Origin of the sequence: Francisella adeliensis (genome assembly GCF_003290445.1) — a bacterium.
Lineage (GTDB): Bacteria > Pseudomonadota > Gammaproteobacteria > Francisellales > Francisellaceae > Francisella > Francisella adeliensis.
In genome coordinates, this window is record NZ_CP021781.1 from 1600281 (window position 1) to 1627010 (window position 26730).

The following is a 26730-nucleotide window of genomic DNA, read 5'->3' on the forward strand; positions in this document are numbered from 1 at the left end:
ATCTAATATCATATATAAATCTTTCTGAGTTTTATTTATATAAAAATTAGGTTATCCTACGACACAAATTAAATCACTATCAATAATAAACGATGAAAAACTTCTTTACTCCAAATATGATACTAGGTGTACTTCTTGTAGCGATACTTGCAGGTATATCTTATTTTATAGCTGAAATTCCTGCTATTAAAAGTCTCGGAATCAGTCCGCTAATTATAGGTATAGTACTTGGTATGGCTCTAACTCATACTCCTTTAAGCAAAATCATCCATCAATGGAAAGCTGGGATTGTCTTTAGTGCTAAGAAAATTCTTAGATTTGCAATTATATTTTATGGTTTTAACCTTACATTTCAACTTATAGCTTCAGTAGGTCTTGCTGGACTTTCTGTTTCAATAATAATGCTCGTATCTACGCTTATATTAGGTATCGTATTAGGCACAAAAGTTTTTGGCCTTGATAGAGACAGCTCTATACTTGTATCTGCTGGTAGTGCTGTATGTGGTGCTGCCGCTGTACTTGCTACAGAAGGTACGCTTAAATCAGAACCATACAAAGCAGCAATGGCTGTGGGTACTGTTGTATTATTTGGTACAACTGCGATGTTTGTATACCCTATCCTTATGAAAGCAGGTCTTTTAGGAAATCTATCTGATATACAGTACGGAATATTTGCGGGTGGTTCAATTCATGAAGTAGCACAAGTTGTAGCTGCTGGTAGTGCAATAAACCCTCATGCTGAAGAAGTTGCTGTAACTGTTAAAATGATCAGAGTAATGATGCTTGCTCCAATGCTTGTTGTTATAGGTATCTGGCTTGCTAAAGCTGCTGCTAGTACTATTGGTAATACAGATGAGACTGCGACTTCTGTTAAACAACCGTCTCTTATGAAGATCATTCCATGGTTTGCTGTTGGCTTTATTGTAGTAGCTGGTTTTAACTCGTTAGATCTTCTACCAGTATCAACTGTTAATCATATTCGTTTTGCTGACCAATTCTTATTAGCAATGGCTATGACAGCTTTAGGTTTAGAAACTCATGTATCGAAATTTATTCAAGCAGGTATCAAACCATTATTGCTTGCTTTAATCTTATTTGCATGGCTATTTTTTGGTGGTCTAGCAATTACTTACCTAATTACTGCTATTATCTAAGTTTATTTAAGCCTTAACTATCCTAATTTAACTTGAAATAATGTATCATATCTAAAAATATTAATTCAAAAATGTTATTCTTATGAAACCTATTCTAAATGCAATTACAACTATCACTCGTAAAGCTGGTAGATTGATTGTTCAAGCTCAAAATGATCTTGGCTCTATAAACATCTCAAAAAAATCAGATGGATCTATTGTAACTAATGTTGATGTGGCTGTTGAAAATTTTTTAGTCGAAAATATTAAAAAGTCTGGCTACGATGATTATTTCATTACAGAAGAAAGTGGTGAATTTGGCAATAAAGACAGTCGTTTTACATGGATAATAGATCCTATAGATGGTACTAATAATTTTGTCCATGGTTTACCTAATTGCTGTATTTCTGTGGGACTTAAAAAGGACGATGAATTTGTATTAGGGGTTATTTATAATCCTTCTTTAGACTTAATGTTTAGTGCGTACAAAGGTGAAGGTGCTCAGCTTAATGGTCAAAGAATAAGAGTTTCTCAAGCTAAGGACCTTAAAGACACTTTAATCTCTGCCTCACTAAAGTACTCCCGCAAAATTTTCAAAGATAGCTATATAGCTGAAATGGTTATGCTGCAACAGGAAATATCTGGCTATAGATACTCTGGTAGTATCGCTATGGATTTAGCTTACCTTTCAGCAGGCTATATTGATGGTTTATGGGCATGTGGTCAAGTAAGAATATGGGATCTTGCAGCAGGATTTGTTATAGCTAAAGAAGCTGGTGCATTAGTAACTGACATCAAAGGTTCAAGTAAACTTGAAGAATCAACTGTAATGATTGCTGCTAATAAAAAAATCCAACCAAAACTTTCTAAAATTCTAGCTAAACATCTTAAATAATGAACACTAGATCTATTGCCGCTAAGTCGATAATAGATATAGTCGACAATAAATATTCTCTACTGACTCTTGATAATAAGCTCTCAAAACTAGAAATATCTGCAGAAGATAAATCTTTTGCTAAGCTACTATGCTATGAGTTTTTTAGGAACTACTATTCTTTAGAGCAAATCATCGCAGAATATACGAACTCTAAAACAAAAAAAACTGTAAAGCTACTTCTAATGCTTGGGCTATTACAGCTTCTAAAGATTAACCAACCAAGTTATGCAAGCATCAATGAATCCGTCAATGCCTGCAAGGATTTAAACATTACCTGGGCGAAAAAACTCATTAATGGCGTATTACGTAATATCCTAAGAAATATTGATGCTATTGAGCTTAAATTTAATAAATACTCAAAAGTTGATTTACCTCAGTGGTTAATAGAAACTATAAAGCAACAATACCCTAAAAAACTTGTTGAAATAGCAGGTAATCTAAGCCATCAGGCTGATATGTTTATTCGCTTAAACCAAACAAAGAATTTTCAAGAAGTAATCAACTTTCTTGATGACAATAAGGTAATATATTCTCAAACAAGCCTAAAAAATTCTCTAAGACTTAATAGTGCTATAGATGTAAAACATAACGAACTTTTTTACAAAGGTTATTTTACTGTACAAGACTTATCTGCTCAATATGCTGGTGTAATTATCAATCCTCAAGATGATGATATAATTCTTGATGCTTGTGCTGCACCAGGTGGAAAAACTTCACATATACTTGAGCTTAATCCAAAAGCAAAAATCACAGCGATAGATATTGTCGATAAAAGATTGGAGCTATTAAGGAGTAATCTTAATAGAGTCAATGCCGATAATACTGTTAGAATGCTAAAGCATGATCTAACTAAAAAACTTAATGGCAGATTTAACAAAATAATCCTTGATGCCCCATGTTCAGCTATTGGAACTCTTCGTCGCAACCCGGATATAAAAGTGCTTCGTAATTCTAAAGATGTAAAAAATATTCAAGAGATACAACAAAACATACTTCAAAATCTTTGGGATAATAACCTAACTGAAAATGGTTACTTACTATATATAACCTGCTCAATCCTTAGACAGGAAAATCAAGAACAAATACAATCATTTTTAGATAAAAATACAAATGCTGAGATTATTAAAATAGATATTTTAAAAGAATATGAAACAGACTACGGTTATCAGATATTACCAAGAAATGATAAAGGTGATGGATTTTATTATTGCTTAATTAAGAAAGTATTTTAGATTTTACTAATCTTAGAGCCTCCTCCTGAGAAACTCCTAATCTTAATTGATTTATTTCATAAGGATTACCAAAAAATATATCAGGAATTCTATCTTCAATTTCAAACCCTAAATTTGAATAAAATGCTAATGAATGCATGTCAGAACAATAAACATAAGTTCTTTCAATCTCATAATTTTCTAGAATATATGCAACCATTTGCTCACCATATCTTTTTCCAAAATATACAGGATTAATAGGTGTAAAAAGAATATCTTTACCACGAATACAAGCAAAACCAACAAACTCATCACCTAACCACTGAGTGAAATAATTAATATTAGGGTCTTTTAAAAATTTCTCTTCAAACTCTTTTTCTAGTTTTTTAATTTCTCTAGTAGTTAAAAAGTAACAAGTAGTCAAAATACATTCTGACCAAACGTATTTCATTTTTTCATGATCTTGTGGTGTTGCTTTTCTTATGTCCATCAATCTTTATTTACCTTTTTATTGTTTGTGAATTTACAGATCCTACACTTTCATAGTATACGCGAATATTAATGTGATATGAAATAATATTTACCAAAAATTAAACTTTTATTTTTTATGAAATTGCTCTTTTAATAACTTCTCTCTCATCAAAAAACTCTTTAACTCCATTTTTATCAAGATAGCACTCATGCCCTTTTCCAGATAAAAGTATAATATCTTGTGCACTTGATTTTTCTATAGCGTAGTTTATAGCTTCTTCTCGTGACTTTATGAAAGTATGATAATTAGAAAACCCCTCTCTAATATCATCAAAAATATTTTCAATATCTTCAAAACGATTATTATCTTCGGTAACTACTATTTCATCTGCATATTTTTCAACTATAGTTGCCATCTTAGCCCTTTTTGAGCTATCTCTATCACCACCGCAACCAAATATACACCAAAGATCAGCTTGTGAATAAACTCTTAAACTCAGTAATGCTTTCTCAAGTGCATCTGGCGTATGTGCATAATCAATTACAATTTTTGCACCGCTAGAAAGGTTTATTATCTCCATACGACCTTTTACAGGCTTTACTTTTGGTACACTTGCTAAAAACTTGTTTTTAATTACCTGACCATCACATGCAGCTATACTTAGAGCTAAATTTGTTAAATTGAAATCTCCAACTAAACATGTTGTAAAGTAGCCTTCACTTTTTTGATTTAAAAACAATTCAAAGCTTGTAGTCATATTTTTTATATTTTTAACATCTATATACACATCAGCTTGTTTAGACTTTAAACTTACAGTAACTACTTCACAGCTGCACATATCACATAGTTTTAAACCATATTCATCATCTATATTTATTACTGCTTTCTTTAAATTATCAAACTTAAACAATTGAGCCTTAGCAAGGAAATAATTATCCATAGTTTTGTGATAATCAAGATGATCGTGGCTTAAATTACTAAAAACAGCTACATCGAAGTCTAAACCTTTAGTTCTTTGCTGGTCTAAGGCATGCGAAGATACTTCCATCACTAGGTTTTGGTAATTTTTATGGTCTGATAATTCACTATAAAGTGATAAAACATCCAAAGTTGTATGTGTACTTTCTTTTAAATCGGGATAAATACCATTTCCATTAGTACCAAGAAGTAAAGCTTTTTGATTATCTAAATCTAGTAACTGAGAAATATAGTTAGAGATAGATGTTTTACCATTAGTGCCAGTAATTCCAACAACATTTTCTGGCTTCTTATAATCATAAAACCACTGAGCCAAAGTTGCTAGCTTATTTTTTAGATCCTCGACATATATAACAGCTGGTAATTCCCCTTCGCCTAGTGAAGGGGTGGATTGCGAAGCAAGACGAGGCAGTTCTTTATCAGTTAATACTAGCTTTACACCCTTAGCTAAAACATCTTCAATGTACTTATTTCCATCTGTCACCTGTCCTTTAATAGCAACAAAAACTGACAAATCATTACATTTACGACTATCTAAATATAGTGAATCAACGGGAATATTTTGAGAATTATTACTTTGAATTTTTAGAAAATCTAAAACTTGAAGTACAGATTTCATTATCAGCTACTTTTTGAAAGCTGGAAAACCCAGTTTTTCTCTTGAATTATAATACTCTTGAGCAACCTGTAGCGCTAACTTTCTTACTCTCAAGATATAACCCTGTCTTTCTGTAACAGAGATAGCATGGCGTGCATCGAGTAAGTTAAATGTATGAGATGCTTTTAATACAAATTCATAAGCAGGTAATGGCAGATTTTTCTCAACCAATCTATACCCCTCTTTCTCAAGTAAATCAAACTGTCTAAAAAGCTCCTCAACATTCGCTTCTTCGAAGTTATAAGTAGACATCTCTATTTCATTTTGCATAAACACATCACGATAATATAAAGGTCCATTTTGAGTATTTGCCCAAAGTAGGTCGTACATACTATCTACATTTTGAATATACATAGCTAATCGTTCTAAACCGTAAGTGATTTCGCCCATAACAGGTTTACACTCAAGTCCGCCAACTTGTTGAAAATATGTGAATTGAGTAATTTCCATACCATTTGACCATACTTCCCAGCCAAGACCCCAAGCACCTAGCGTTGGTGATTCCCAGTTATCCTCAACAAAACGGATATCATTTTCTAAAGTATCAATTCCAAGTTCTTTTAGTGAGCCTAAATAAAGCTCTTGAATGTTATCCGGTGAAGGTTTCATTACAACTTGGTATTGATAGTAATGTTGTGTACGATTTGGGTTTTCACCATAACGACCATCTGTTGGTCGTCTTGATGGTTGGACATAAGCTGCTGTCCAAGGCTCTGGACCTATAGCTCTAAGCGTTGTAGCAGGATGAAATGTACCAGCCCCAACTTCCATATCTAAAGGCTGTATTATTGCACAACCTTTAGATGACCAATAGTGATGTAACTTTAAAATAATTTCTTGAAATGTAAGCATTTTATAATGGTATTTAAATTTAAAATATTAGCTAAGATTTTAGCACATTTCATGTTTGATAAGTATTTTAGGCAATTAGAAAATTAAGAAATATTTTTACTTTTCTACTTTCGTATAAATTAGACCAGCAAATAGTGCCCATAGATAGTTAAATACAATATTCATAATGAAAGTTGTAGACCCTGCTTCAGAAGCAAAAAACCCTTTACCTTGTAGCGGCATAAGCACTATAAAGTTAAAAAATATAACAGCAAGGCCTATAACCGAACTCTTGATTAAAATGTTTTTTGATAAAGGTAACGCAAAAAGTATCGCCCAAACACCTCCCCATATCATTAAACGATATAGGTTATATTTAAAGCCATCATCTAGCGTAATTGCTTGTTCACGAATTAATGTGAATATACACAGTAAAACACCTGCACTAATTAAACCACTCATAAAACCGACAAAAGATTTATTTGCAAAATTTCTCATTATTTTTCCTTATGTTGTTGATATAAATAAAATTCATAACAACGATATAGCGTTGTCCATGAAACTAATATAGTATAGATTATTCCTAAATAAAATACTGTAGATGGTAATAAAATCATCACGATGAAAAATAAAAATGTTTCAGCCCTTTCAATAAGCCCAGGACTATAATAAAAACTCTTCTGTGATGAGTTTTCACTAAACATTCCTACAAGTAAAAAACTATACATACAAAAAGCAATCGACATAGTCATCATAAAACCTACCCATAGAGTGTCTGGTTGATTGATGAAAATTGCAATTATGATAAAAGCCTCTACAAGCCTATCACTAATTATATCTAGTAATGTGCCAAAATTTGATGAAGTTTTTTGTAACCGAGCAAGTGAACCATCAAGTATATCAAGATACCCTGAAAACAATAATAATGCTACACATAAATAAGGATTAACAAATAAACTAATAGCACAAAATAAACCAACAATAGTTGCTAAAATTGTGACAGTATTTGGTTTAATCTTATCAGCTAAGAACACTGCCACACAATCCACAAATTTAGTCTGAAAAAATGGTCGTAATTTTTGTTCTAACATATTTTTTTACCAAAAACTTTCATCATAAATCTAACAATTTTTTTTACTTTAGGACTATAAAGTGTTGGCGTAAAATAACTACCTGCAACTCGTTTATTTAGCTCACTAAGTGTTGGATACGCAACAATATGCGATGTCATAGCTTTTATTTTAAGCTTATTTTTAATAGCTATAGTCCATTGAATTATTAGCTCACTAGAGCTTTTACCAACGATAGTGGCTGACAATATATATCCCTTTTTATCAACAGCAACTTTAACTAACCCTTTAGTGTCTAATCCTGCTTGAGCTCTATCATTATCAGAGTAAGAGATCTCTAGAATTTTAGCTCCTTGCTTAATTGCTTGCTCTATAGATATACCGACATGAGCTATCTCAGGTGTTGTATATATTGACCATGGTAGGCTTGTATAACCAACTTTTGCTGGAAGCTTAAATAAAACATTTTGAATAACTATACCTGCTTGATACCCTGCTACATGAGTAAACTGATACCCTCCTGTTACATCACCAATAGCAAAAATATTTTTATGATTTGTGCGTAACCTATTATCAACAACGATTCCTTTTTGAGTATAGTTGATATTTGCATCATCAAGACCCAGTTTAGAAAGATTTGGTTTCCGTCCAGCAGCTACAAGTATATCTGAACCAGTAAACTTCTCTCCATTACAGTAAATAACTTTTTCATTATTTTCAGTGACAACCTTCTCAATGTCAGCCTTTGTAATAATTTTAATACCTTGGCTTTTTAGTTCACTTATAACAATCTCTCTACAATCTTTTTCAACCATCGTTAGTACACTATCAGATACTTCAAAGACTGTAACTTCACAACCTAAAAGAACATGTGCTTGAGCAAGTTCTATACCGATTGGACCACCTCCAATTACAAGTAAATGCTTTGGTTTATCAGCAACTTCAAATATAGTTTCATTAGTGAGATACTCTACTTCATTTAAACCATTGATAGGTGGAATACTTGCACTCGAGCCTGTTGCAATAACTATATATTTTGCCTTGATAATCTTATCACCTGCTTTCACAGTATGACTATCAACAACCTCTCCAAAATCCTGAATAACCTCAACGCCTAAACCTTCAAATCGCTCAACCGAGTCATGTGGTTCAATTTTTGCTATTACGCTTTTTACATGTTGCTGAATTTTTTTATAGTCCGCATTTATACCTAATACCTCTATACCTAGATTTTTCGCTTTTTGAGTATTTGCAATAACTCTTGATGCTTCAATCATAGCTTTTGAAGGCACACAGCCATAGTTTAAACAATCGCCACCCATTTTAGAGCCTTCACATAGCACAACTTTTGCACCCATTTGAACAGCACCTGCAGCAACGGATAATCCCCCTGAACCTGCTCCTATTACACAAATATCAGTTTTTATCATAACTCTGCCTTTTGAACTTTCTTTTTAAACTTCTTCATGAAAATTGGAAATAATGATAATAGTGCAAGTGCTACTATTGGTAATATAAATTGTGGTGCGAATATAATACCTAAATTAATATCTCCGCCCTGCTTCAACACAAAACCAAGACTTGTACCAACCCACACATATATTGCACTTCCTGGAATTATCCCCAAAAGTGTTGCCCAAAAGAAATCTTTAAACTTAATATCTAATACGCCCGCTGCAATATTTATTACAAAAAATGGAAATATAGGTATCAGTCTTAAAACAAGTAAGTAATTAAAAGCATCTTTTTCAAATCCAGCTCGCATTTTTTCTATGCTTCCACCAGCTTTTGACCTTAGTGACTCACCAAACGCTGTTGTAACTGCAAAGTAAACTAAACAAGCTCCAAAAGTCGCTGAAAGCACGACTAATATTGAGCCAAATAAAGCACCAAACAAAAGTCCACCTAGTAAAGTCATAACCGTCGCACCAGGTATAGAAAAAGCTACGACTAAAACATAAGTCACTAAGAATATAAATGATGCTAATAAAAAATTATTAGCTGTATACGTTAGTAGACTTTGATAATTCTCTTTAAGAGCATTCAATGACAAATAGTTTTGCCCACCAAAACTAAAAAAAAGAATAATCCCAAGCAGTAGAACTATAATTGGTAAAAATTTGTATTTATTTTTATCTTGTTTCATTTAGGTTAATATATAAATTATAATATAACTATATCCTACACTATGTTAAATAAAACTCACCTGCTTTCTTTGATTCAAGTAAATAAATTTTCTTCAGTTAAAACTTTTTGTGCTCAAGAAATAACCACTCCGATAGGCACAATTCTAGCTATTGCTGATAATGACCTTTTATATTATTCAAGCTTTATAAATGAAAGCTCTATCCAAATAATAAGAAATCTTCTTAATAACTACAATGGCAAACTTTCACTACAATCGAATAAAATACTTGAGTTAACCAAACATGAGCTAAACAGTTATTTTGATAACAGTCTTAAGAAATTTACGATTCCCTTAAAACTTACAGGCACAGAGTTTCAAGTAAAATGTTGGCAAGAACTATCAAAAATACCTTACGGTAAAACTATTAGCTATTTAGATGAAGCTATGAATATCGGTAAACCAACTGCTTTTAGAGCTGTAGCAAATGCAAATGGTAAAAACTTGTTCCCAATAATAATCCCCTGTCATCGAGTGATAAACTCTAATGGCAAAATTGGTGGCTATACAGGAGGTATTGAGAAAAAAATCTTTCTGTTAAATATAGAAAAAGCACTAACTATATAACGACCTTCTTTCTAAGACTATACTCATACATTAAAACACCAACTAGAGAAACAACTCCAGCAAATACAACCATATATACAGGTATCATCAAGCTATTTGTGATAGATACAAGGTAAATAGTCAGTGCTGGAACACCTGATGAAAACACCAGATAACCTAAATTATAAGCTAGACCATAGCCACGGCATTTATATTCATACCTAAATAACTCAGGTATCAAGACATTATAAGTTGAAGCAAAAAATCCCATAATTATAGACATAACAATAAAACAAGAATATATGTTTTTATCTAACAAAATATTCTTATATAACAATGGTGTAATAGCCAAACTTAAAAGCACGAGTAAAACAAACATTTTAGTCCTACAAACATAATCACTTATATAGCCACCAATCACACAACTAATAGCCATAATTATAGAGCCGCTTAACAATACTCCTGAAACATCAAACTTAGAGTTTAAATAAAGCTTATAAAATGTTGGTAAAAACATATATAGCTGAGTTGTTAGCATTGCAATACAGGCAACTAGAGCTATTCCAATAGCTATTTTCTGAGTTAGTTCACCAAAACTAGATTTTTTAGAATCATCATCCAATATAACTTGAGGTAAATCTACGATCCCTCGCCTTAAAAAGAATAGTATAAAAGTAAATACTGCACCTAAAAAGAAACCTATTCGCCAGCCATAATTATCAATAAATGCCTCACTGGTATAATGATACAACAAAAATAAAACTAATGACGTCATCATAATACCTATACTTAGGCAACAAAATACTAAACTCGTTACTAGCCCTTTTCTTTTAGGATAATTTTCAACTATATAAATGACCGAAACCGGAATCTCAGCACCTATAGCTAAAGATTGGATACAACGCAAACTTACAAAAAGCACAGTTGCTAATATACCTATATGCTCTACAGTTGGTAAAAAAGCCAATGCAAGCGTTGAAAAAAACAGCAAGAACATATTAAGTCTTAAAATAAATGCCCTACCTTTTTTATCTGCTAAATACCCGAATCCCCATGCACCTAATGGTCTAACTAAATACCCTACTATAAATACTGAAAATACTAATAAAGTACTACTCACACTACTAGATTCATTAAAGAACTTCTGACCAATAGTTACTGCAAAAACTGAGTATATTGCTAAATCATAATACTCAAAAGCCGCACCTAATGTTGTAAAGAGTAACTTACTATATTTTTTCATAACAATTTAGAGGAATAATCTTGCTGGTTATATTAATGACTGAACTATTTTAAACAACTATTATCTAGCAAAGAAGCTTTTTTTTAGATAAACCTTAAGAGGTAAATACAGAAATACTGTTCGAGCTACATAGAATATTAACAACGAAATCCATAACCCATAATTTTGAAAACCAGAAAGTAAGTAAACACTTAGCAAATAGACTATAGCTGACAAGACCATTGCATTTCTCATAACTGTTGTTTTAAGCAACCCTACAAACACCCCATCTATCCAAAAACTGAAACTTGCAACCAACGGTAATGCTATAGAGAACATTATGTAATTATTAATCTGAATTTTCACACTTTCAATAGAAGTAAATAAACCTATAATCTGCTCAGAAAAAATCCCATAAAAACAAGTCAAAGCAAATGCTATGGCTATACATTGAATAAATGTTTTATTTATAATTTCATTAAATTTATTCTGACTTTTCTCAACATATGCCGAAGCTACTAGCGACTCCGTCACATTTGCTAAAGCATCTAAAAACAATGCTACAAATAATCCAACTTCCATTAATATGGTATTTGCAGCAAGTACATCTTTGCCATAATGACTCGAAAATAAGTAAAAAGAATTAAATGCTAATAGCAAACATACCGAACGAATAAATATATTTGTATTTAATTTTAAAAAAGGTGTGTACTCTGAAAATTTCAAAAAATCTGACTTATATATAACTTGATTAAACTTAACACCTTTAGCAGAAAAGTACCTACATGCCACAACGCTCAAAAACACAAAATTTATAAAATATGAAAATACCAATGATAATGCTATCCCTATGACATTAAAATCATAAACCTTAACAAATATAAGACTAAAAGAAATCCCACTTGCCATCAAAATCAAAGAACTTTTAAGCACCACCTTTGTATGGTTTATACCAATGAAAAATCCTATAAAAATATAGTTTAATAGTGCAAACCAGAGTGTATATATTCCAATATTATAAAAAGCTATAAAAAGCTTTTTTACTTCGTTATCAACACTAATGACCTTCAATAAAAATAATAAAATAAACGGTTTAATAACATAAACAAATACCGACAATATCACTGCAATAATACTCGCACGCATAACTAATATAGCCAACTCTGTGTCTCTATCATCACTAATTGGAGTTTGAGCAACTAATCCAGTAATGCTCATCCTAAAAAATGCAAATAAAAAACAAATTACTGTAATTACGGATACTCCTAACCCCGTAGCGGCTAGGTAACTACTACTATGCAAATGTCCAATTAATGCTGTATTTACCATACCAACAACTGGCAAAGTCGTATTTGAAAGCATCAATGGTAATGACAATAGAAATATCTTTTTATGCATCTTTTGTGAAAATAAGTTTTACAGACTACATTGATTATACATATAGGTAATCTAATAACAAAAGTTCTTAATAACTTAAGTTAATAAGACTTGATATTGTTGTTAATTTTAGATAGTTGTATGCAATTTTTGATAACCATTAAAAATAAAAAGTAATGTTACTATTGAGCATGGAAACAGTTAATTATATATCTTTAATGTAATTTACAGTTTTAATAATTATTACTGTTTCCTGGTGACTATAATTTGTAATCTTCATTTTTATAGTCCTATAATGAATGTGTAAGCATAAATGTTTACATTTATTAATAACCTTGTAAGGAGAATTCTTATGAAAGTAAAATATAAAATACTGTCAATAGTTACTACAGTTTTGATGGGAACATCAGGGTACTCTGCTGAAGTATGGTCTACTAATAATTTAGGCTCATATAACGCTGGTGATAAAGTGGAATTAGATGGTAAAACTTATCAATGTAAAGCATGGCCAGCAAGTGGTTGGTGTAAAATAGCTGCATATAAACCTAATGGAGCATATGGAAGTGATGCTTGGAATAAAATTTCAGATACCACCACAAATGATGATAGTTCCGGCGATTCAAATAATGATGACAATAGCAATACTGATAGTGATGACAATGCTAACAATACCGGCTCAGAAGCTTGTCCTGCAATGCCAAACCAAGTTGATGATTTTAAACCTCAAGGCCCAGGCAACTGGAATGGCTATGCTAAAGATGCCTTTGTAAGATTTGAAGGTGCTATATATAAATTAACAGATTGGTGGACAGCTTCATCTCCAAAGCAAGATCCAGACTGGAAACTATGTGAAGCTGGTCAAGCTCAAGAAAAAGCTACTTTAAGTATAAAGATAAATAGGCCTAGCTTTATAAATGAGAGTGAATCTCCAAGCGTTATTGTATTTAAAAATGAAAACTCAAATCAAATCGAGGTTGCAGAAATAACTGATGCAAAGTGGGATACTCCTTTTAACCTAGAAGTACCAGCTGGCGACTTACAAATATTTGTGCCAGCCATTGATGGCAATACAGGTTCTGCTGATAATGCTAATATTACAATAGCTAAAAATGAAACTAAGTCTGTAGAGATAAACTATCAACAAGCTGCTCCAGCTGAAGAGGGTGCTCTAAACATAACCTTTAACAACTCAGATAAACCAAACGAAGCAGTACATTATAAAATTCTTGATAAAGACGGTAATATTGTTAGAAATGGTTATACTGATTTCAGTTTGCTACTAAATATAGATGATTTACCAGCTACTGAAAGTGGTACAAATTATAAAATCTCATTTGATGACTATATTCAGAATGGATATAAATATAGTGTCGGTGATATTGATGCTACCGTTTACCGTCACAATACTGCAGATGTTAATCTTGAATTTACTAAACAAGCTCTTCCTACTCAAAATGTAAGCTTAAATGTTTCAGGTATTCCAGATGACAAACAAGCGGTACTAACATTAGTAAATGAAAAAGGACAAACAAAAGAAATACAGCTAAACTCTTCTAAAGACTCTTATAGCTTTGAGCTACCTAGTGATGATACTACTTACAATATTACATTATCATCAATAGTTGGTTATACAGCCTTTATAAGTGCTAATTCTATATTTGCTGATTCAAATAACTCATCTACCCATAACCTTTCGGTTGAATTTAGAGAAAAGCAAACTTCAGATTCTAACTGGCCAGATAGAGTTGTTGTAGGTTATGTCAGAGGTTATGACGCTGTTTGGAAAACTCAACCAGATACTACTGATGACATGATCTCTAAAGCAGCTGATCATGGCTACAATGTATTTGTATATTCTTTTGCAGGTCAAAAACCTGGCGGTGAGGTATTTTTTACTAATTGGACACAAAAAGCTATTGATAACTTAAAAACTCAAATGCCAATCATACATAGCAAAAATGGTATAGCCCTACTAGCAATTGGTGGTGCTGTAAACTTCTTTGATGTAGATATGAGTGGTGATAAAGCTATTTCCGGTGGTAAAGCAATGGCTAAATTCCTTGCTGACTATGGTTTTGATGGTCTTGATATAGATGTCGAGCATCCTAATGCTTCGGCTACTGGTGAAAACTTCTTAAGATACCTTGAAGCTATGCGTGAAGAATTCCAAAAACTAACAGGAAAAGCTGAGTTTGTTACAGCGGCACCTCAAATTACTGGTCATGTTGGTAATTACCCTGGTGGTAATGCCAAGTTTGCTGAAAAAATTTACACACAAAGTTTCATGGATAAGGCTAAACTTGACGCTGTGTTTGTACAAACATATAATCAATATGGTGGTGCTAGATTCTTCGACAAACAAGGTACTGATGTAGGGTTCTTAACAAATGTATTTAATCTTCTTTCAGAGGAAACAAGATCTGATTTTGAGCAATACCTATCACCATCAAGCTTCTATGTACCTGCATCAACTAAAATAGTTCTTGGTGTACCAAACTACAGAGGCCCTAATGTAACAGATGCTCAATATAACCAAGGTCAATGTATGAGAGATGCTACTTGTTCTGGTGTTGGTATATATGACCCTGTTGATCTTACTAAAGATATTAATGATGGTAATATAGCTAACTATAATCAATATGGTGGTGTTATGACATGGATTTTAAACTCAGATGACTACCAAAACTGGACTTGGGTTGATGGAGTAAAAAATGTTGCTTATAACTAAATAACTGAATAACTGAAGTTAACAAACTATCTTGCTAGGTTTTCTACCTAGCTATTCTTTATAATTTATCTATATAATCACATATGTATCCATAGAGAAAAACTGTTGATTTAATATTTATTGTCATTCCCACGCAAAGCGAGAATGTATAGATCTGTATTTGAATTGGTATTATTTAGTCCCAAATATTTTATCTCCTGCATCCCCTAATCCTGGAATAATATAATTCTTCTCATTGAGATAGCTATCAATAGATGCTGTATAAAGCTCAATATCAGGATGTGCTTTTTCAAGAGCCTCTATACCCTCTGGTGCTGCAACAAGAACTAATATTTTAATCTTTTCTGAACCAGCTTTTTTTAGTAGCGATATAGTTTCAATCATCGACCCACCAGTTGCAAGCATTGGATCAACAACTAGAGCCAGTCTTTCATCAAGTTTATCACACAGCTTCTCAAAATATGGGACTGGCTTAGCGGTCTTTTCATCTCGATACATACCAATCATGCTTACCTTAGCAGCAGGCACATGTTCAAATACCCCATCCATCATTCCAAGCCCTGCTCGTAATATTGGTACAACAGTTAGTTTTTTACCTTTGATTTGCTCTATAGTTATATTAGAGTCATCCCAGCCTAATATTTGCGTATCTTCTAACTCAAAATCAGCTGTTGCTTCATAAGTCAATAAACTAGATACTTCTCGTGTAAGTCTTTTAAACTCTTGTGTACTTATGTCTTTCGCACGCATAAGACCTAACTTATGCTGAATCATCGGGTGCTTAACTTCTACTACTTTCATTTTTTAAACCTTTATCCTAAAAATAATTAACTTGACCAAGAATAACTCCATCTCTTGCACCTGTTGCACTTGGACAATTATTATAGCTTCGATTAAGAGTTTCATTCCCAAGCACAGCAAACGCTATAGCTTCTTTAGCATCACTATTTTCATTTACATCTTCAAATATCAAAACTTCAATACTAGGTAGCTGTACTTTTATGTAACCAATAAGAAACTTATTGTATGCCCCACCACCCGTGAATATAATCTGATCTAGATTTTGCTTAGGCAATACAAAGTCCTTATAAGCTTTAATTATACTCTCTGCAGCAAATACCGTAAGAGTATGAACTATGTCTTCATTTTTCTGACTGCTAAATCTCTCAATAATAGCATCTGTATACTCCACCCCGAAAAGCTCTCGACCTGTAGATTTTGGTGGAGATAACCTTAAATAATCATGTTCCATCAACTCATCAAACATCTCTTGAATCAACTTACCTGTAGCTGCTATATCGCCATTATCATCATAAGCCTTACCATACAATACTTCCATAGCTTGATTCATCATCATATTACCAGGACCAGTATCAAAAGCTTTAACTTCAGATATATCGCAGTTTTTTGGTAAAATTGTTGTGTTAGCAATCCCTCCGATATTATGCAATGCTATCGACTTTTCCTTTGAGCGATATAACAAATAATCCACAAATGGAACTAATGGAGCTCCATCTCCACCTGCAGCAATATCTCCAGCTCTGAAATTTGAAACAACTATTGTCTTACATTTATAAGCTATAGTTGCGGCATCTCCTAGCTGGAGTGATGATTTCACAAAATTATCTTTCTCTTCTGATTGATGATAAATTGTTTGACCATGATTTGCGATAAAAGATATATCTTGAGATTTTAAACTATTTACAAGTATCATTTTATTACACGCATCAGCGTACTCTTCACCAAGCTTAAAGTTTAAACTACAAAGTAGTTGAGCATTACTTTTATCTAGTTCAAGAGATTTTTTAATATCTGAAAGTACTTCATCGGAATATTTGTAAGTTTCAAAATCTACTAATTCAATATCAGTATCAACACCACTACCTTTAATCTTACATAGTGCAACATCTATACCATCCAACGAGGTTCCTGACATCACACCCATACACAGCTTATAACTACTCATACAAATAACACTCTAAAAATTAATATCATCTTATAATCATTATATCAATTACAATAAGTCTTTGGTTATTTATCTTAGCTATAGCTAGATACTAAAAATTAATAAAACTCAACTCTAGTATTTTGTTTCGAATTAACATCTTTGTTTTTTTAAAAAAACAATTTATAATCAAAACTTATTTAGCTTAAACATAAAACTAAAAATGAACTTCCTAAAACCAGCAAAAGCTATCCCTCAACTTGCAGCTGAATCAATCAAAAAGAAATACCCTCATTGGCGATTAAGAATGTTTCTAGTTGCTTATATTGGCTATTTCACTTACTACTTTGGTCGTAGTAGTTTTGATGTTTCAAAACAGTATATAACAACTCTAACACCTGATGAACTTGGATTTATAGGTGCTGGACTTGGTGTTGCCTATGGACTTAGCAAGTTCTTAATGGGAAATGTTTCTGATAGAAGTAATGCTAAAGTATTTTTAGCTATAGGGCTGTTTATAACAGGTGTTATAAATCTTATTCTTCCAAGCTTACTTTCTGCAGGTGTGTTAGTGTTATTTATAGTTATGCTTGTAAATGGTTGGGTACAAGGTATGGGTTGGCCCGCTTGTGCTAGAATTATGACTCACTGGTTTTGTGCTAATGAACGAGGCACTAAAATGGGTATATGGAATACTGCCCATAATGTTGGTGCTGGATTTCTAGCTATTGCAGTAGTTCCCGTTGGTTTATATTTGTTTAATGGTGATTGGCATGGCTTATTTTATGTTGCTGGTGCTATGTGTATTATTGTTGCTGCTGCGATACTTCTTTTTGGAGCAGACACTCCTGAATCACTAGGCTTACCAGCTATAGAAGTATACAAAGGTTATACAACTACAGAAGCACACCAAGAAAAAGAGTTTTCAAGTAAAGAGATATTTTTCAAATATGTACTTAATAATAAATGGATTTGGCTAATAGCTATCGCAAATGCTTTTGTATACTGTGCTAGATACGGTATGCTTAGCTGGTCTACATATTATCTTGTTCAAGTAAAACATATGTCAACAACTACTGGTTTATTAGGTTTTGCAATGTTTGAACTTCCTGCAATACCTGGAACGATCATTATAGGCTGGCTTACAGATAAATACTTTGGTAGCCGTAGAGCACCAATGAGTGTGATTTGTATGATTTTATTTATAGGTGCTTTATTAGTTTATTGGAACAGTGACACTGCTTGGGTACTACTTTTATGCTTATCTGCTATGGGGATATTTATCTATGGTCCTGTAGCTTTAATTGGAATATTAGCATTAGATTTGGTACCTAAAAAAGCTGGTGGTACAGCAGCTGGATTTACTGGTTTATTTGGCTATTTTTTAGGTACGGTTGGAGCTCAAGCAGTAATTGGTGTTATAGCTACTTATTTTGGTTGGGATGCTGTATTTTATTTCTTAATTAGTTCTTGTGTGATAGCAACTGTACTTCTTGGTATATGTTGGAACTTAAAAAGCTCTATAAAATAAGAAATATGTGTAACAACCATAAAACCATTAGTACTCCTAGAGCTCTCGACTATTGTTTAAAAAACTTTTATCAACCAGCAGATGTTATAGTTACTAGAGGACCCCAAGTACAAAAAGACTCAAAACGAGCTAATTATGATGCATGCTATTTAGAACTAAATAAATATAAAGTTCTACACTTAACTGCAAAAATCACACCTAAATATCCAGGAGGTTTTGTTGCTTTATGGAAAAGATCACAAACAACTAATCAAATCGAACCCATAGATATTAGTGATGAACTTGATTTTGTTATTATCTCATTTCAAGATGATAGTCACATTGGCCAGTATATATTTTCTCAAGACACTTTGATTCAAAATAGGATTTTTTCTACGAATAATCAAAAGGGTAAATTAAGCTTTAGAATATACCCAAATTGGGTAGATACTAAAACAAAGTCTGCTCAACTTTCTCAAAAATGGCAGAATAAGAACTACGTATCGTTTTCTGATAACAAAAAAACAGCTATTAAGTTAATAAACAGTATTTTTTGTCAACAAACTACTTAACCTTAATACTTTCAGTAATCCCCATCAGAGAGTAGTGCTTTTAAATAGAGGAGAGATTTCCCAAACTAAATACGAAAATATTCACGTTTAGCATGAACTTTTCAAAGAATAATTGCTGATTACTTAGTGTATCTTGATTCGATAGTTTGAAGAGCTTCACTATATACAGATTCCATTTCTTTTTTAGAACCTACACCGCCACCGATTTCATAAAGCTTACCATCACCAACACCATAAATAGCTGCGTGAATTGTGAAGTTTAAACCTTTTTCCCATGCAGACCTAACAACAGTAGTTTTAGATAAATTCAAAGCTTGGTTTAATGCGTTAAGCTCACACATCATATCAACTTTTTTAGCCATATATTCATCTTCATTAGACTTATAGGCTGCTAAAGTTTTTTCAACGAAATCAGCATTGTCATCTCTTATTTCACGGATAGAAGTTAACCAATTATCAATCAAACCATAGCTCTTATCTTTAACTACTGTTTCAACACCACCACATGCATAATGTCCACATACAATAATTTTTTTAACTTTCAGTACTTCTATTGCAAACTGTAGTACTGAAAGGCAGTTTAAGTCCGTAAGAGATACAACATTAGCAATATTACGGTGAACAAAAACTTCTCCAGGTATCAAACCACAAACTTGGTTTGCAGGTACTCGACTATCAGAACAACCTATCCATAAATACTCTGGTGATTGCCCTTTAGATAATGTTTCAAAGAATTCTGGGTTACTTTTCTTGATTTCTTCTGCCCATTCTCTATTACCTTTAAGTAATTCATTAATATTACTCATTTTAAATTTTCTCCTTTTTGTTATTCAATACTATACTATATTAGTATAGTACAAGTTCAAGTGTTTTTGGCTCTTTTAGTCAGTTTTTGCAATCATATTGCTGTAACTATCAATTAGCCTTATATTCTCCAAAACCTAGCTTCCCCTTGGAGATGGTAATTTTTTTAGCTAGCTTTTCTATATTAGAAAGTTCACTTTTATTTATTAAAAGAATACTGTTACCTTCACTCCCCATACGACCAGTTCTACCAGCTCTATGTTTGTAATCTTCATATTTGGTTGGTATGTCATAGTTTATAACATAATCAACACCATCAATATCCAATCCCCTAGCAGCAACATCAGATGCTACTAAAATCTGTATTTCAGATTTTTTAAATTTACGGATAGTGTTTGCTCTATCAATTTTATTTTGCTCACCGTGTATTGACCCAACACTAATTTTTGCATTCTCTAGCTTTTTAGTTACGAAATTCACATCATAATTACGATGTAAAAACACTATTGCTCGAGCAGGACTTATCGCATTAGCTAGCGATCTTAAAGTCTCATTTTTACGATTACCTTCTGCGATTATATAACTATGAGTTATAGTTTCTTTCTCATCACTATTATCTATAAGCTTTAAGTCTTCGATAAATGAATTTGCAACTTCTAAAGCATCGTTTTTGATAGTAGCTGAGCCGAGTATATACTGTAGTTTATTTGACTTTGCTAAGATCTGCTTCAAAGTCTTTAAGCTGTCATCCTCAAGCATTCTATCAGCTTCATCAATTATGCAATACTTAAAATGATTAGGCTTTAGCTTCTTAATATTTACAAGCTCAAGTATACGACCAACAGAGCCTACTACTATTTGTGGTTTCTTTTTAAGTTTTTCTTTTTGACGCTCAATAGATGCTTTACCTATTAAAGCTAAGGATTTAACTCCTATGCTAGAAAATGTTTCATTTATAAAATTACTGATTTGTATAGCTAGCTCGTGCGTAGGTGTGAAAAATATAACCTGAGTTAGTGCTTGTTTATCTTGATACAGTTTTTCAATAATCGGTAATAAATATGCCAGTGTTTTACCACTACCTGTGGGGGATTTTAGCCAGATATTTTCACCTTGACTAATACCTTCATAGCTCAAACTTTGGCAACCTACTAAAGTATTGATATTTTTAGTTGTTAATGCTGAGATTATTTCATCGCTTAAATTAATTTTTTCAAATGACATGATTTTTTTCATCAAATCTTACTTGTAACAACTATGATAGCACACTATGGCTTAACCTATACAGCCATAATATAACTATCCAAATTTAAATCAAATACCCTCTTTTAATAATGACTTTGGTCAAAAAATCTTTTATTATCTAAGTTATATTAGAATTTATTAGCTAGGTACAAAATGAAAAAAACCTTTACAACTTTAGGGCTTTTAGTTGCAACAACTATGGGTATTAGCTACGCTACAGATAACGAAACAAGTAGTGGCTCTAGTTGTCGTTGCTTACCATCTGATTCATGTTGGCCCGACAAAGATAAGTGGCTATCTTTAAAAAAATCTTTAAAGGGTGATCTAATTAATCCATCAGCAGCACTAAATAGTTGTAGCACAGATAGTCAAAGTAAAGAATGTAAAAGCGATATTTCTAAAACTAAAAACCCATTTTATATGCAATCAGCTTCTGGAAGAAGCGAAAATCAGGGCTGGTATAATGCTTGGAAAGATACACCTAGTGCATATGCGGTAGAAGCTAAAAATACAAACGATGTAGTCAAGGCTGTAAATTTTGCTAGAAAAAATAATCTTCGACTTGTTATCAAAGGTGCAGGTCATGACTACCTAGGCAGATCAAGTAGTAAAGATGCTTTAATGATATGGACTCATAATATGCGAGACATTTCATATAATGAGCATTTTCATCCTGCGAACTGCTCTAAAGATAAAGAGTATACAGCTGTAACAGTTGGTGCGGGTACTAGATGGTTAGAAGCATATAACAATGTAACAAATATTCATCACAAATATGTTCAAGGTGGCGGTTGTACTACAGTTGGTGCCGCTGGAGGATTCACTCAAGGTGGTGGGTTTGGTAGCTGGACAAAACAGTACGGTACAGGTGCCGCAGGAATCTTACAAGCAGAAGTAGTAACTGCAGATGGTAAAGTAGTTATTGCTAATGAATGCCAAAACCAAGACTTATTTTGGGCTATAAAAGGTGGCGGTGGCGGTACTTATGGTGTCGTAACTAAACTGACTCTTAGAGTACATGATTTACCTAAGCATTTAGGTTTACTTACTGGTGAAATAACTGCAGATAGCAATGATGCCTACAAAAAGTTAATCACTAAATTCCTATCTTTTTATAGTAAAAACCTGACTAATCCTAACTGGGGTGAGCAATTCTCTCTTAGAAAAAATAACCACCTAAAAATAGCAATAGTTACACAAGACCTTACGCCTAAGGAAGTTTTAACTGTTTGGAAGCCGTTTATAGAATGGTCTAAAGCTCAATCAGACTTACACACTAATACAAAATATATAGATATTCCACCAACTAAAATTTGGAGCTATGACTACTGGCATAAGAATTATCCAGATATGGTAGTAAAGAATACTGGCCCTGATGCTAGGGATGGTGAGTACTGGTGGGCATCAAATACTGGTGAAGTATTCTCTTACTGGTATACATATCAGTCATGGTACTTACCTAAGTTTTTATTTGATAAGAAAAATATCGATAAAACAGCCGATAGCCTTTATAAAGCTTCAAGACTTGCAAATATGTCTATCAGCTTGAATAAAGGAATGTCTGGTGCTTCTAAAGATGCTACAGAGTTGACTAAGCAAACTTCTATGAACCCTGAAGTCTTTAATGCTAATGCTCTAGTTATAATGAGTTCTAGTAGTGATGAACCTGTTTTAGGCGACACTAAAATAAGCAAGGAGAAAAAAGCAGAGGTAGATAATATCTATAAGGCTATGGGTATAATTCAATCTCTAGCTCCGAATGCTGGGAACTATGGTAATGAAGCTGACTACTTTGAAAAAAATTGGCAAGATCATTTCTGGGGTTCTAATTATAATCGTCTACTGTCAATAAAAAACAAATACGACCCGAACGGTTTGTTCTACTGTCATCACTGTGTTGGTAGTGAAGAATGGCAAGAAGGTGGGATGTGTAAAAAGTAAACAAATCACCAACAATCAGCTCTCAGTCAAATTTAATCTTTTAATAATACTGTATTTATCAAATCTTTTGTTTGACATAACACAATCATCTCTCTAGAATCAAATTATATTAATATATAAGTTCTAAACATCTTCAAATGAAAAATGCTAAATTAAAAATTTCATACGGCCTTGGAGCCTATGGTAAAGATGCTGGCTGTGCCATTGTCTATATATTCTTGATGTACTACCTTGCTGATGTGGTCGGAGTAAATGTTGCTTTTTGTCGGTATTTTATTTGTAGTTGCTAGACTCTGGGATGCTATAGTTGATCCGCTTATGGGAATATTAGTTGATAACACTAGTAGTCGTTGGGGGAAGTTTAAGCCTTGGATAGCTATCGGTACAGTTCTTAATATTCTTGTAGTAATGCTCAATAAAAATTAACCTTTAAATAGAGTGTAACAAATTATGTTTATAGCTAGTCAGCTCTAAATTAAATCCTCAAATTTTGGGTTTTCTTTTTTTACAAGATTTAGTTTTGAATCCATATCTAACTTTTTTAGTACCTTCTCTCTAGCTATTGCTAGTCGAATATCATCATAACTCTCAAAGTAAACAAGCTTATCTAACTTATGCTTTTTAGTGAAACCTTCAACAAGCTTTTGTTTATGCTCATGTACTCGTTTTACAATATTTGCTGTTACTCCTACATACACAATATTATTTTTAGTATTTGAAAGGATATAAATATATCCTATTTTATTTTGCTCTTGGCTCATACGTTGCTCTAGTCTTTTAACTAAAAATAGTAGATTGATTATAGTTGATTTGATAGGTAATGCCAATTTCTGTATAACATCAATATCTCTTCATTACCTATTTCATCTGCTTCATCATATTTCCTATATAGCTACTTACCAATTTCTACAATCTATAGAAGAGTCATCAGGTGAGTTTTTTGAAAAAATAGATTTATAGCTAAAGCTATAGATTTAAAACTATCTTCTTGTAGTACAGCGACATCGCATATTGTAGAGTATCTTAGCGTTAATAAAACTATAACGCAAACAGGCACAAAAAAACCCCATAACCCCGTGTGAAATCAGGATTATGAGGTTTTAGAGGTATACTACAAGTAGTATATATGGTGCCCGGGGCCGGACTCGAACCGGCACGAGAGTTAAGTCTCGAGGGATTTTAAGTCCCTTGTGTCTACCAATTTCACCACCCGGGCTAACGAGTGGAGGCTGAGGCCGGAATCGAACCGGCGTCTAAGGCTTTGCAGGCCTCTGCATAACCATTTTGCTACTCAGCCACTTTAAAATTTGTATGGAGCGGGAAACGAGGCTCGAACTCGCGACCCCAACCTTGGCAAGGTTGTGCTCTACCACTGAGCTATTCCCGCATTACAAGGTGATATATTACATTATTTTATGAAATAGTCAATAACAAGTGATACTAAATCGTTAGATTTTATAAGAAAATTTTTTGCACAAGACTAAAAGTTATTTATTAACCTCAAAGTCGATCTTGAAAAGCTTCTGAATATTATTTAAAAGCTCAAGGTTATTGTTTGATTTTAGGTTCACTCTACCACCTTTCATCGGGTTGTTTTTTTGTACACTCTTAGCATCACTAGCTAGCATTGCTAGCAACGCATTTTGATTCATTGGTTTTTTTGCATTTATGCTTACGGAAATACTCTTAGGGTTTTGTAAAAACATCGCTAATGATGAAAGTGATTTTTGTAAAAACTTATCATCTTGTTGTACTGCAAATAACTGTAATAATGCACCATAAGAACCTAAAATTTGCTGAGGTGTAGTGTTTGGATCTTTATTTGCCAAACGGGCTACTTTCTCAAGTAGTCCATCATTTGAGAAGCTAGCGTTCATTTGAGTTAAACACAACTGATCTTTACAGTTATAAAGGTTTGTAGTGGTTGATGATGGGTCAACGGCAATATATGGTAAAATTTTAAGTTTACCATCTACAACACCTACTTCGCTAGCACTAAAACTTGCCAAATCATTAGCAGATAACTCTACATCACCAATATATTTAGAGCCATTAAAATCACGGTTAGAGTCTATAGTAATATTGATTTCATCTTTGCCTAAAAGTGTAAAGAGTTGTTGGATCGTAGCACTACTAGAGAAATAGTTTTTCTTAAAATCAAAATCAAACTTCATATTACCTTTATCCGATGCTATATAAGCATTATCTAATACTTGATTTTTATTTTCTAAGAGCTCTTTAAGCTTACTATCACTATAGTTAATGCCATCTACAACTGCATTGTAGTTAAAGTGGTTATCCGAACCTAATTTTCCAGCTATATCAAGCTTAAGCTCTCCTTTAATTGCACCCATGCTTGCTTTTATCTGCAGGGCTGGTGTCTTCTTAAAACTCTTGCCTAAATACTCTACTGTAACCTCTTTCAATAATGGTGTGAAATCAGCATCAAACTCAGCATCTTTAAAAGTTGTATTAGGTATTAAGTTTTGAATACTCGCAAGGAAATCATCATCAACTTTAGTATCTGATAAGTCGATACCAGAAAGCTCTATTCTACCTTGAGCTAGCTTTTGCTTGGCATAAGTCGAATCAAAACTCACTGCTAAAGAATCACTACTTGAGTTATAGTTGATCGTGAAATCAGCAATACTTTGACCCAGGTTGTTCATAAAGATGCTATAGAAACCTTTATTTTCAGCAAGACTTTTAGTATCAACTTTGCCACTTACAATATTTGTGCTTGCAACTGTCGTAGCTAAGTTTGATACACTTAAACCACTAACCTTAATACTGAAATCTTTAGTAACTTCACTTCCCACTTTAAGACCATCTAACTCAACCTTATTGATTGAAATATTTGGATTTTTTTCATCAGCACTCATCAGCAATACGTCTTTAGCAATAATCATACCGTTGCTATCTTTATTGATGCTACCAACAGTAACCTGTACCGGGTATGGAAATAGTGAATCCAAATTTGCAACTAACACGCTTTTAAGCTGATAATTCTCAGCACTCGTCAGTTGAGATGGTACTGCTTTTGACTCAGCATATAAGTTTGTAGTTGAAAAAGTTGTGATACCAACAGATGCTGCTAAAAGTATTTTTTTAAAATTCATACAATCCTCTTAATTTATTTTTTCTAAATTTAAAAACTCTAAATCTTTTTTTCTCAAAGAGAACATTCCACAGTTAGTTTGAAAAGCAATAGGGCCTCCAAAAACTGATTTATTTGTAACAATCATTTCTTGACCTTCGATCACACCCATAGCAATAATCTTGTCTTTAAACGAATTGGGACAGTTTTCATTAAAGCCTTTAACGATAAACTTATCATTTTTACTAAAAGTCATACTTATACCTAT

Annotated in this window: 25 protein-coding genes and 3 tRNA genes; 9 read left to right on the plus strand and 19 right to left on the minus strand. The window is 32.9% G+C overall.

Translation table 11 applies throughout. From position 1 onward, the window contains the following. The first annotated feature begins 92 nt into the window (after positions 1 to 92). From CDH04_RS07725 to rsmB, 3 genes are all read left to right on the plus strand, one after another. Entirely contained in the window at positions 93 to 1154 is a 1062-nt protein-coding gene (locus tag CDH04_RS07725; protein ID WP_112870475.1) for a YeiH family protein, read from the plus strand. A gap of 82 nt (positions 1155 to 1236) precedes the next feature. Then, positions 1237 to 2028, plus strand: coding sequence for an inositol monophosphatase family protein (locus CDH04_RS07730; protein ID WP_112870476.1), 792 nt, complete (start codon positions 1237 to 1239; stop codon positions 2026 to 2028). Next, positions 2028 to 3302 (plus strand): 16S rRNA (cytosine(967)-C(5))-methyltransferase RsmB, encoded by a 1275-nt coding sequence (gene rsmB / locus CDH04_RS07735; protein ID WP_112870477.1) that lies wholly within the window; start codon positions 2028 to 2030, stop codon positions 3300 to 3302. The genes CDH04_RS07730 and rsmB overlap by 1 nt, the downstream gene beginning before the upstream one ends. Here the strand turns inward: rsmB and CDH04_RS07740 are convergent. The 7 genes from CDH04_RS07740 to CDH04_RS07770 all read right to left on the minus strand — a co-directional run bounded on the left by CDH04_RS07740 (position 3286) and on the right by CDH04_RS07770 (position 9436). Continuing rightward, on the minus strand, positions 3286 to 3771 hold the full coding sequence (locus CDH04_RS07740) for a GNAT family N-acetyltransferase (protein WP_112870478.1): 486 nt from the start codon (positions 3769 to 3771) through the stop codon (positions 3286 to 3288). The two genes, rsmB and CDH04_RS07740, sit on opposite strands and share 17 nt — an antisense overlap. 115 nt (positions 3772 to 3886) lie before the next feature. Beyond that, positions 3887 to 5350 (minus strand): UDP-N-acetylmuramoyl-L-alanyl-D-glutamate--2,6-diaminopimelate ligase, encoded by a 1464-nt coding sequence (locus tag CDH04_RS07745; RefSeq protein WP_112870479.1) that lies wholly within the window; start codon positions 5348 to 5350, stop codon positions 3887 to 3889. 6 nt (positions 5351 to 5356) lie between these two features. Continuing rightward, positions 5357 to 6241, minus strand: a complete 885-nt coding sequence (glyQ, locus tag CDH04_RS07750) for a glycine--tRNA ligase subunit alpha (protein WP_112870480.1) — start codon at positions 6239 to 6241, stop codon at positions 5357 to 5359. Between the two features lie 96 nt (positions 6242 to 6337). Next, positions 6338 to 6718, minus strand: a complete 381-nt coding sequence (locus tag CDH04_RS07755; protein WP_112870481.1) for a membrane lipoprotein — start codon at positions 6716 to 6718, stop codon at positions 6338 to 6340. Further along, positions 6718 to 7311, minus strand: coding sequence for a CDP-alcohol phosphatidyltransferase family protein (locus tag CDH04_RS07760; RefSeq protein ID WP_112870482.1), 594 nt, complete (start codon positions 7309 to 7311; stop codon positions 6718 to 6720). The genes CDH04_RS07755 and CDH04_RS07760 overlap by 1 nt, the downstream gene beginning before the upstream one ends. Further along, positions 7305 to 8720: a dihydrolipoyl dehydrogenase family protein gene (locus tag CDH04_RS07765; protein ID WP_112870483.1), complete on the minus strand. Its 1416-nt coding sequence runs from the start codon at positions 8718 to 8720 to the stop codon at positions 7305 to 7307. Before CDH04_RS07765 ends, CDH04_RS07760 begins: the two co-directional genes overlap by 7 nt. Further along, positions 8717 to 9436: a TVP38/TMEM64 family protein gene (locus CDH04_RS07770; RefSeq protein ID WP_112870484.1), complete on the minus strand. Its 720-nt coding sequence runs from the start codon at positions 9434 to 9436 to the stop codon at positions 8717 to 8719. Before CDH04_RS07770 ends, CDH04_RS07765 begins: the two co-directional genes overlap by 4 nt. Positions 9437 to 9478: 42 nt before the next feature. Here CDH04_RS07770 and CDH04_RS07775 point away from each other — a divergent pair, with 42 nt between their 5' ends. After that, positions 9479 to 10042, plus strand: coding sequence for a methylated-DNA--[protein]-cysteine S-methyltransferase (locus CDH04_RS07775; protein ID WP_112870485.1), 564 nt, complete (start codon positions 9479 to 9481; stop codon positions 10040 to 10042). On the opposite strand, the gene CDH04_RS07780 is transcribed toward CDH04_RS07775, so the two are convergent. Both CDH04_RS07780 and CDH04_RS07785 read right to left on the minus strand, forming a co-directional pair. After that, positions 10035 to 11264: an MFS transporter gene (locus CDH04_RS07780; RefSeq protein WP_112870486.1), complete on the minus strand. Its 1230-nt coding sequence runs from the start codon at positions 11262 to 11264 to the stop codon at positions 10035 to 10037. The genes CDH04_RS07775 and CDH04_RS07780 overlap by 8 nt on opposite strands. Positions 11265 to 11324: 60 nt before the next feature. Further along, the gene (locus CDH04_RS07785) at positions 11325 to 12620 is read right to left on the minus strand and encodes an MATE family efflux transporter (protein WP_234393379.1); all 1296 of its coding nucleotides are present in this window, start codon (positions 12618 to 12620) and stop codon (positions 11325 to 11327) included. A 352-nt stretch (positions 12621 to 12972) separates the two neighbouring features. On the opposite strand from CDH04_RS07785, the gene CDH04_RS07790 reads away from it, so the two are divergent. Beyond that, positions 12973 to 15348, plus strand: a complete 2376-nt coding sequence (locus CDH04_RS07790) for a glycosyl hydrolase family 18 protein (protein ID WP_162699216.1) — start codon at positions 12973 to 12975, stop codon at positions 15346 to 15348. A 171-nt stretch (positions 15349 to 15519) separates the two neighbouring features. Here CDH04_RS07790 and upp read toward each other — a convergent pair whose 3' ends face one another. Both upp and anmK read right to left on the minus strand, forming a co-directional pair. Further along, positions 15520 to 16149 (minus strand): uracil phosphoribosyltransferase, encoded by a 630-nt coding sequence (gene upp, locus CDH04_RS07795; protein ID WP_112870489.1) that lies wholly within the window; start codon positions 16147 to 16149, stop codon positions 15520 to 15522. Positions 16150 to 16165: 16 nt separating this feature from the next. Continuing rightward, positions 16166 to 17314: an anhydro-N-acetylmuramic acid kinase AnmK gene (anmK, locus tag CDH04_RS07800; RefSeq protein ID WP_112870490.1), complete on the minus strand. Its 1149-nt coding sequence runs from the start codon at positions 17312 to 17314 to the stop codon at positions 16166 to 16168. A gap of 202 nt (positions 17315 to 17516) precedes the next feature. Between anmK and CDH04_RS07805 the strand changes: the two genes are divergently transcribed. Then, positions 17517 to 18824, plus strand: coding sequence for an MFS transporter (locus CDH04_RS07805; protein WP_112870491.1), 1308 nt, complete (start codon positions 17517 to 17519; stop codon positions 18822 to 18824). Between the two features lie 5 nt (positions 18825 to 18829). Further along, positions 18830 to 19375 carry a MepB family protein gene (locus CDH04_RS07810; RefSeq protein ID WP_162699217.1) on the plus strand — a complete coding sequence of 182 codons (546 nt, stop codon included), beginning with the start codon at positions 18830 to 18832 and terminating at the stop codon, positions 19373 to 19375. 119 nt (positions 19376 to 19494) lie between these two features. Here CDH04_RS07810 and CDH04_RS07815 read toward each other — a convergent pair whose 3' ends face one another. Continuing rightward, positions 19495 to 20181 (minus strand): carbonic anhydrase, encoded by a 687-nt coding sequence (locus CDH04_RS07815; protein WP_112870493.1) that lies wholly within the window; start codon positions 20179 to 20181, stop codon positions 19495 to 19497. A gap of 109 nt (positions 20182 to 20290) precedes the next feature. Continuing rightward, positions 20291 to 21415, minus strand: a complete 1125-nt coding sequence (locus CDH04_RS07820) for a DEAD/DEAH box helicase (RefSeq protein ID WP_244909959.1) — start codon at positions 21413 to 21415, stop codon at positions 20291 to 20293. 207 nt (positions 21416 to 21622) lie between these two features. Here CDH04_RS07820 and CDH04_RS07825 point away from each other — a divergent pair, with 207 nt between their 5' ends. Next, positions 21623 to 23365: an FAD-dependent oxidoreductase gene (locus CDH04_RS07825; protein WP_162699246.1), complete on the plus strand. Its 1743-nt coding sequence runs from the start codon at positions 21623 to 21625 to the stop codon at positions 23363 to 23365. 252 nt (positions 23366 to 23617) lie between these two features. Next, a complete protein-coding gene (locus CDH04_RS09890) occupies positions 23618 to 23791 on the plus strand; it encodes an MFS transporter (protein ID WP_200164499.1) in 174 nt (57 codons plus the stop codon). Between the two features lie 44 nt (positions 23792 to 23835). Here the strand turns inward: CDH04_RS09890 and CDH04_RS07835 are convergent, their stop codons facing one another. From CDH04_RS07835 to CDH04_RS07860, 6 genes are all read right to left on the minus strand, one after another. Then, positions 23836 to 24126, minus strand: coding sequence for a GIY-YIG nuclease family protein (locus CDH04_RS07835; protein ID WP_112870930.1), 291 nt, complete (start codon positions 24124 to 24126; stop codon positions 23836 to 23838). Positions 24127 to 24492: 366 nt separating this feature from the next. Further along, a tRNA-Leu gene (locus CDH04_RS07840) sits at positions 24493 to 24581 on the minus strand. 7 nt (positions 24582 to 24588) lie between these two features. Further along, positions 24589 to 24662: transfer RNA gene (locus tag CDH04_RS07845), tRNA-Cys, on the minus strand. Between the two features lie 15 nt (positions 24663 to 24677). Beyond that, positions 24678 to 24752 (minus strand) — tRNA-Gly (locus tag CDH04_RS07850). A gap of 100 nt (positions 24753 to 24852) precedes the next feature. Then, a complete protein-coding gene (locus CDH04_RS07855) occupies positions 24853 to 26484 on the minus strand; it encodes a hypothetical protein (protein WP_112870495.1) in 1632 nt (543 codons plus the stop codon). 9 nt (positions 26485 to 26493) lie between these two features. Continuing rightward, positions 26494 to 26718 (minus strand): FeoA family protein, encoded by a 225-nt coding sequence (locus CDH04_RS07860; protein ID WP_112870496.1) that lies wholly within the window; start codon positions 26716 to 26718, stop codon positions 26494 to 26496. Between the last annotated feature and the right edge of the window lie 12 nt (positions 26719 to 26730).

Bases quoted from the DNA above. Each gene is read 5' to 3' on its own strand.
- rsmB (WP_112870477.1), top strand. From the start codon at position 2,028: ATGAACACTAGATCTATTGCCGCTAAGTCGATAATAGATATAGTCGAC.
- CDH04_RS07855 (WP_112870495.1), bottom strand. From the start codon at position 26,484: ATGAATTTTAAAAAAATACTTTTAGCAGCATCTGTTGGTATCACAACT.
- CDH04_RS07770 (WP_112870484.1), bottom strand. From the start codon at position 9,436: ATGAAACAAGATAAAAATAAATACAAATTTTTACCAATTATAGTTCTA.
- CDH04_RS07760 (WP_112870482.1), bottom strand. From the start codon at position 7,311: ATGTTAGAACAAAAATTACGACCATTTTTTCAGACTAAATTTGTGGAT.
- CDH04_RS07745 (WP_112870479.1), bottom strand. From the start codon at position 5,350: ATGAAATCTGTACTTCAAGTTTTAGATTTTCTAAAAATTCAAAGTAAT.
- CDH04_RS07790 (WP_162699216.1), top strand. From the start codon at position 12,973: ATGAAAGTAAAATATAAAATACTGTCAATAGTTACTACAGTTTTGATG.
- CDH04_RS07765 (WP_112870483.1), bottom strand. From the start codon at position 8,720: ATGATAAAAACTGATATTTGTGTAATAGGAGCAGGTTCAGGGGGATTA.
- CDH04_RS07755 (WP_112870481.1), bottom strand. From the start codon at position 6,718: ATGAGAAATTTTGCAAATAAATCTTTTGTCGGTTTTATGAGTGGTTTA.
- upp (WP_112870489.1), bottom strand. From the start codon at position 16,149: ATGAAAGTAGTAGAAGTTAAGCACCCGATGATTCAGCATAAGTTAGGT.
- CDH04_RS07815 (WP_112870493.1), bottom strand. From the start codon at position 20,181: ATGAGTAATATTAATGAATTACTTAAAGGTAATAGAGAATGGGCAGAA.
- CDH04_RS07775 (WP_112870485.1), top strand. From the start codon at position 9,479: ATGTTAAATAAAACTCACCTGCTTTCTTTGATTCAAGTAAATAAATTT.
- CDH04_RS09890 (WP_200164499.1), top strand. From the start codon at position 23,618: ATGTTGCTTTTTGTCGGTATTTTATTTGTAGTTGCTAGACTCTGGGAT.
- CDH04_RS07860 (WP_112870496.1), bottom strand. From the start codon at position 26,718: ATGACTTTTAGTAAAAATGATAAGTTTATCGTTAAAGGCTTTAATGAA.
- CDH04_RS07820 (WP_244909959.1), bottom strand. From the start codon at position 21,415: ATGAAAAAAATCATGTCATTTGAAAAAATTAATTTAAGCGATGAAATA.
- CDH04_RS07740 (WP_112870478.1), bottom strand. From the start codon at position 3,771: ATGGACATAAGAAAAGCAACACCACAAGATCATGAAAAAATGAAATAC.
- CDH04_RS07835 (WP_112870930.1), bottom strand. From the start codon at position 24,126: ATGAGCCAAGAGCAAAATAAAATAGGATATATTTATATCCTTTCAAAT.
- CDH04_RS07825 (WP_162699246.1), top strand. From the start codon at position 21,623: ATGGGTATTAGCTACGCTACAGATAACGAAACAAGTAGTGGCTCTAGT.
- CDH04_RS07805 (WP_112870491.1), top strand. From the start codon at position 17,517: ATGAACTTCCTAAAACCAGCAAAAGCTATCCCTCAACTTGCAGCTGAA.
- CDH04_RS07780 (WP_112870486.1), bottom strand. From the start codon at position 11,264: ATGAAAAAATATAGTAAGTTACTCTTTACAACATTAGGTGCGGCTTTT.
- anmK (WP_112870490.1), bottom strand. From the start codon at position 17,314: ATGAGTAGTTATAAGCTGTGTATGGGTGTGATGTCAGGAACCTCGTTG.
- glyQ (WP_112870480.1), bottom strand. From the start codon at position 6,241: ATGCTTACATTTCAAGAAATTATTTTAAAGTTACATCACTATTGGTCA.
- CDH04_RS07725 (WP_112870475.1), top strand. From the start codon at position 93: ATGAAAAACTTCTTTACTCCAAATATGATACTAGGTGTACTTCTTGTA.
- CDH04_RS07810 (WP_162699217.1), top strand. From the start codon at position 18,830: ATGTGTAACAACCATAAAACCATTAGTACTCCTAGAGCTCTCGACTAT.
- CDH04_RS07730 (WP_112870476.1), top strand. From the start codon at position 1,237: ATGAAACCTATTCTAAATGCAATTACAACTATCACTCGTAAAGCTGGT.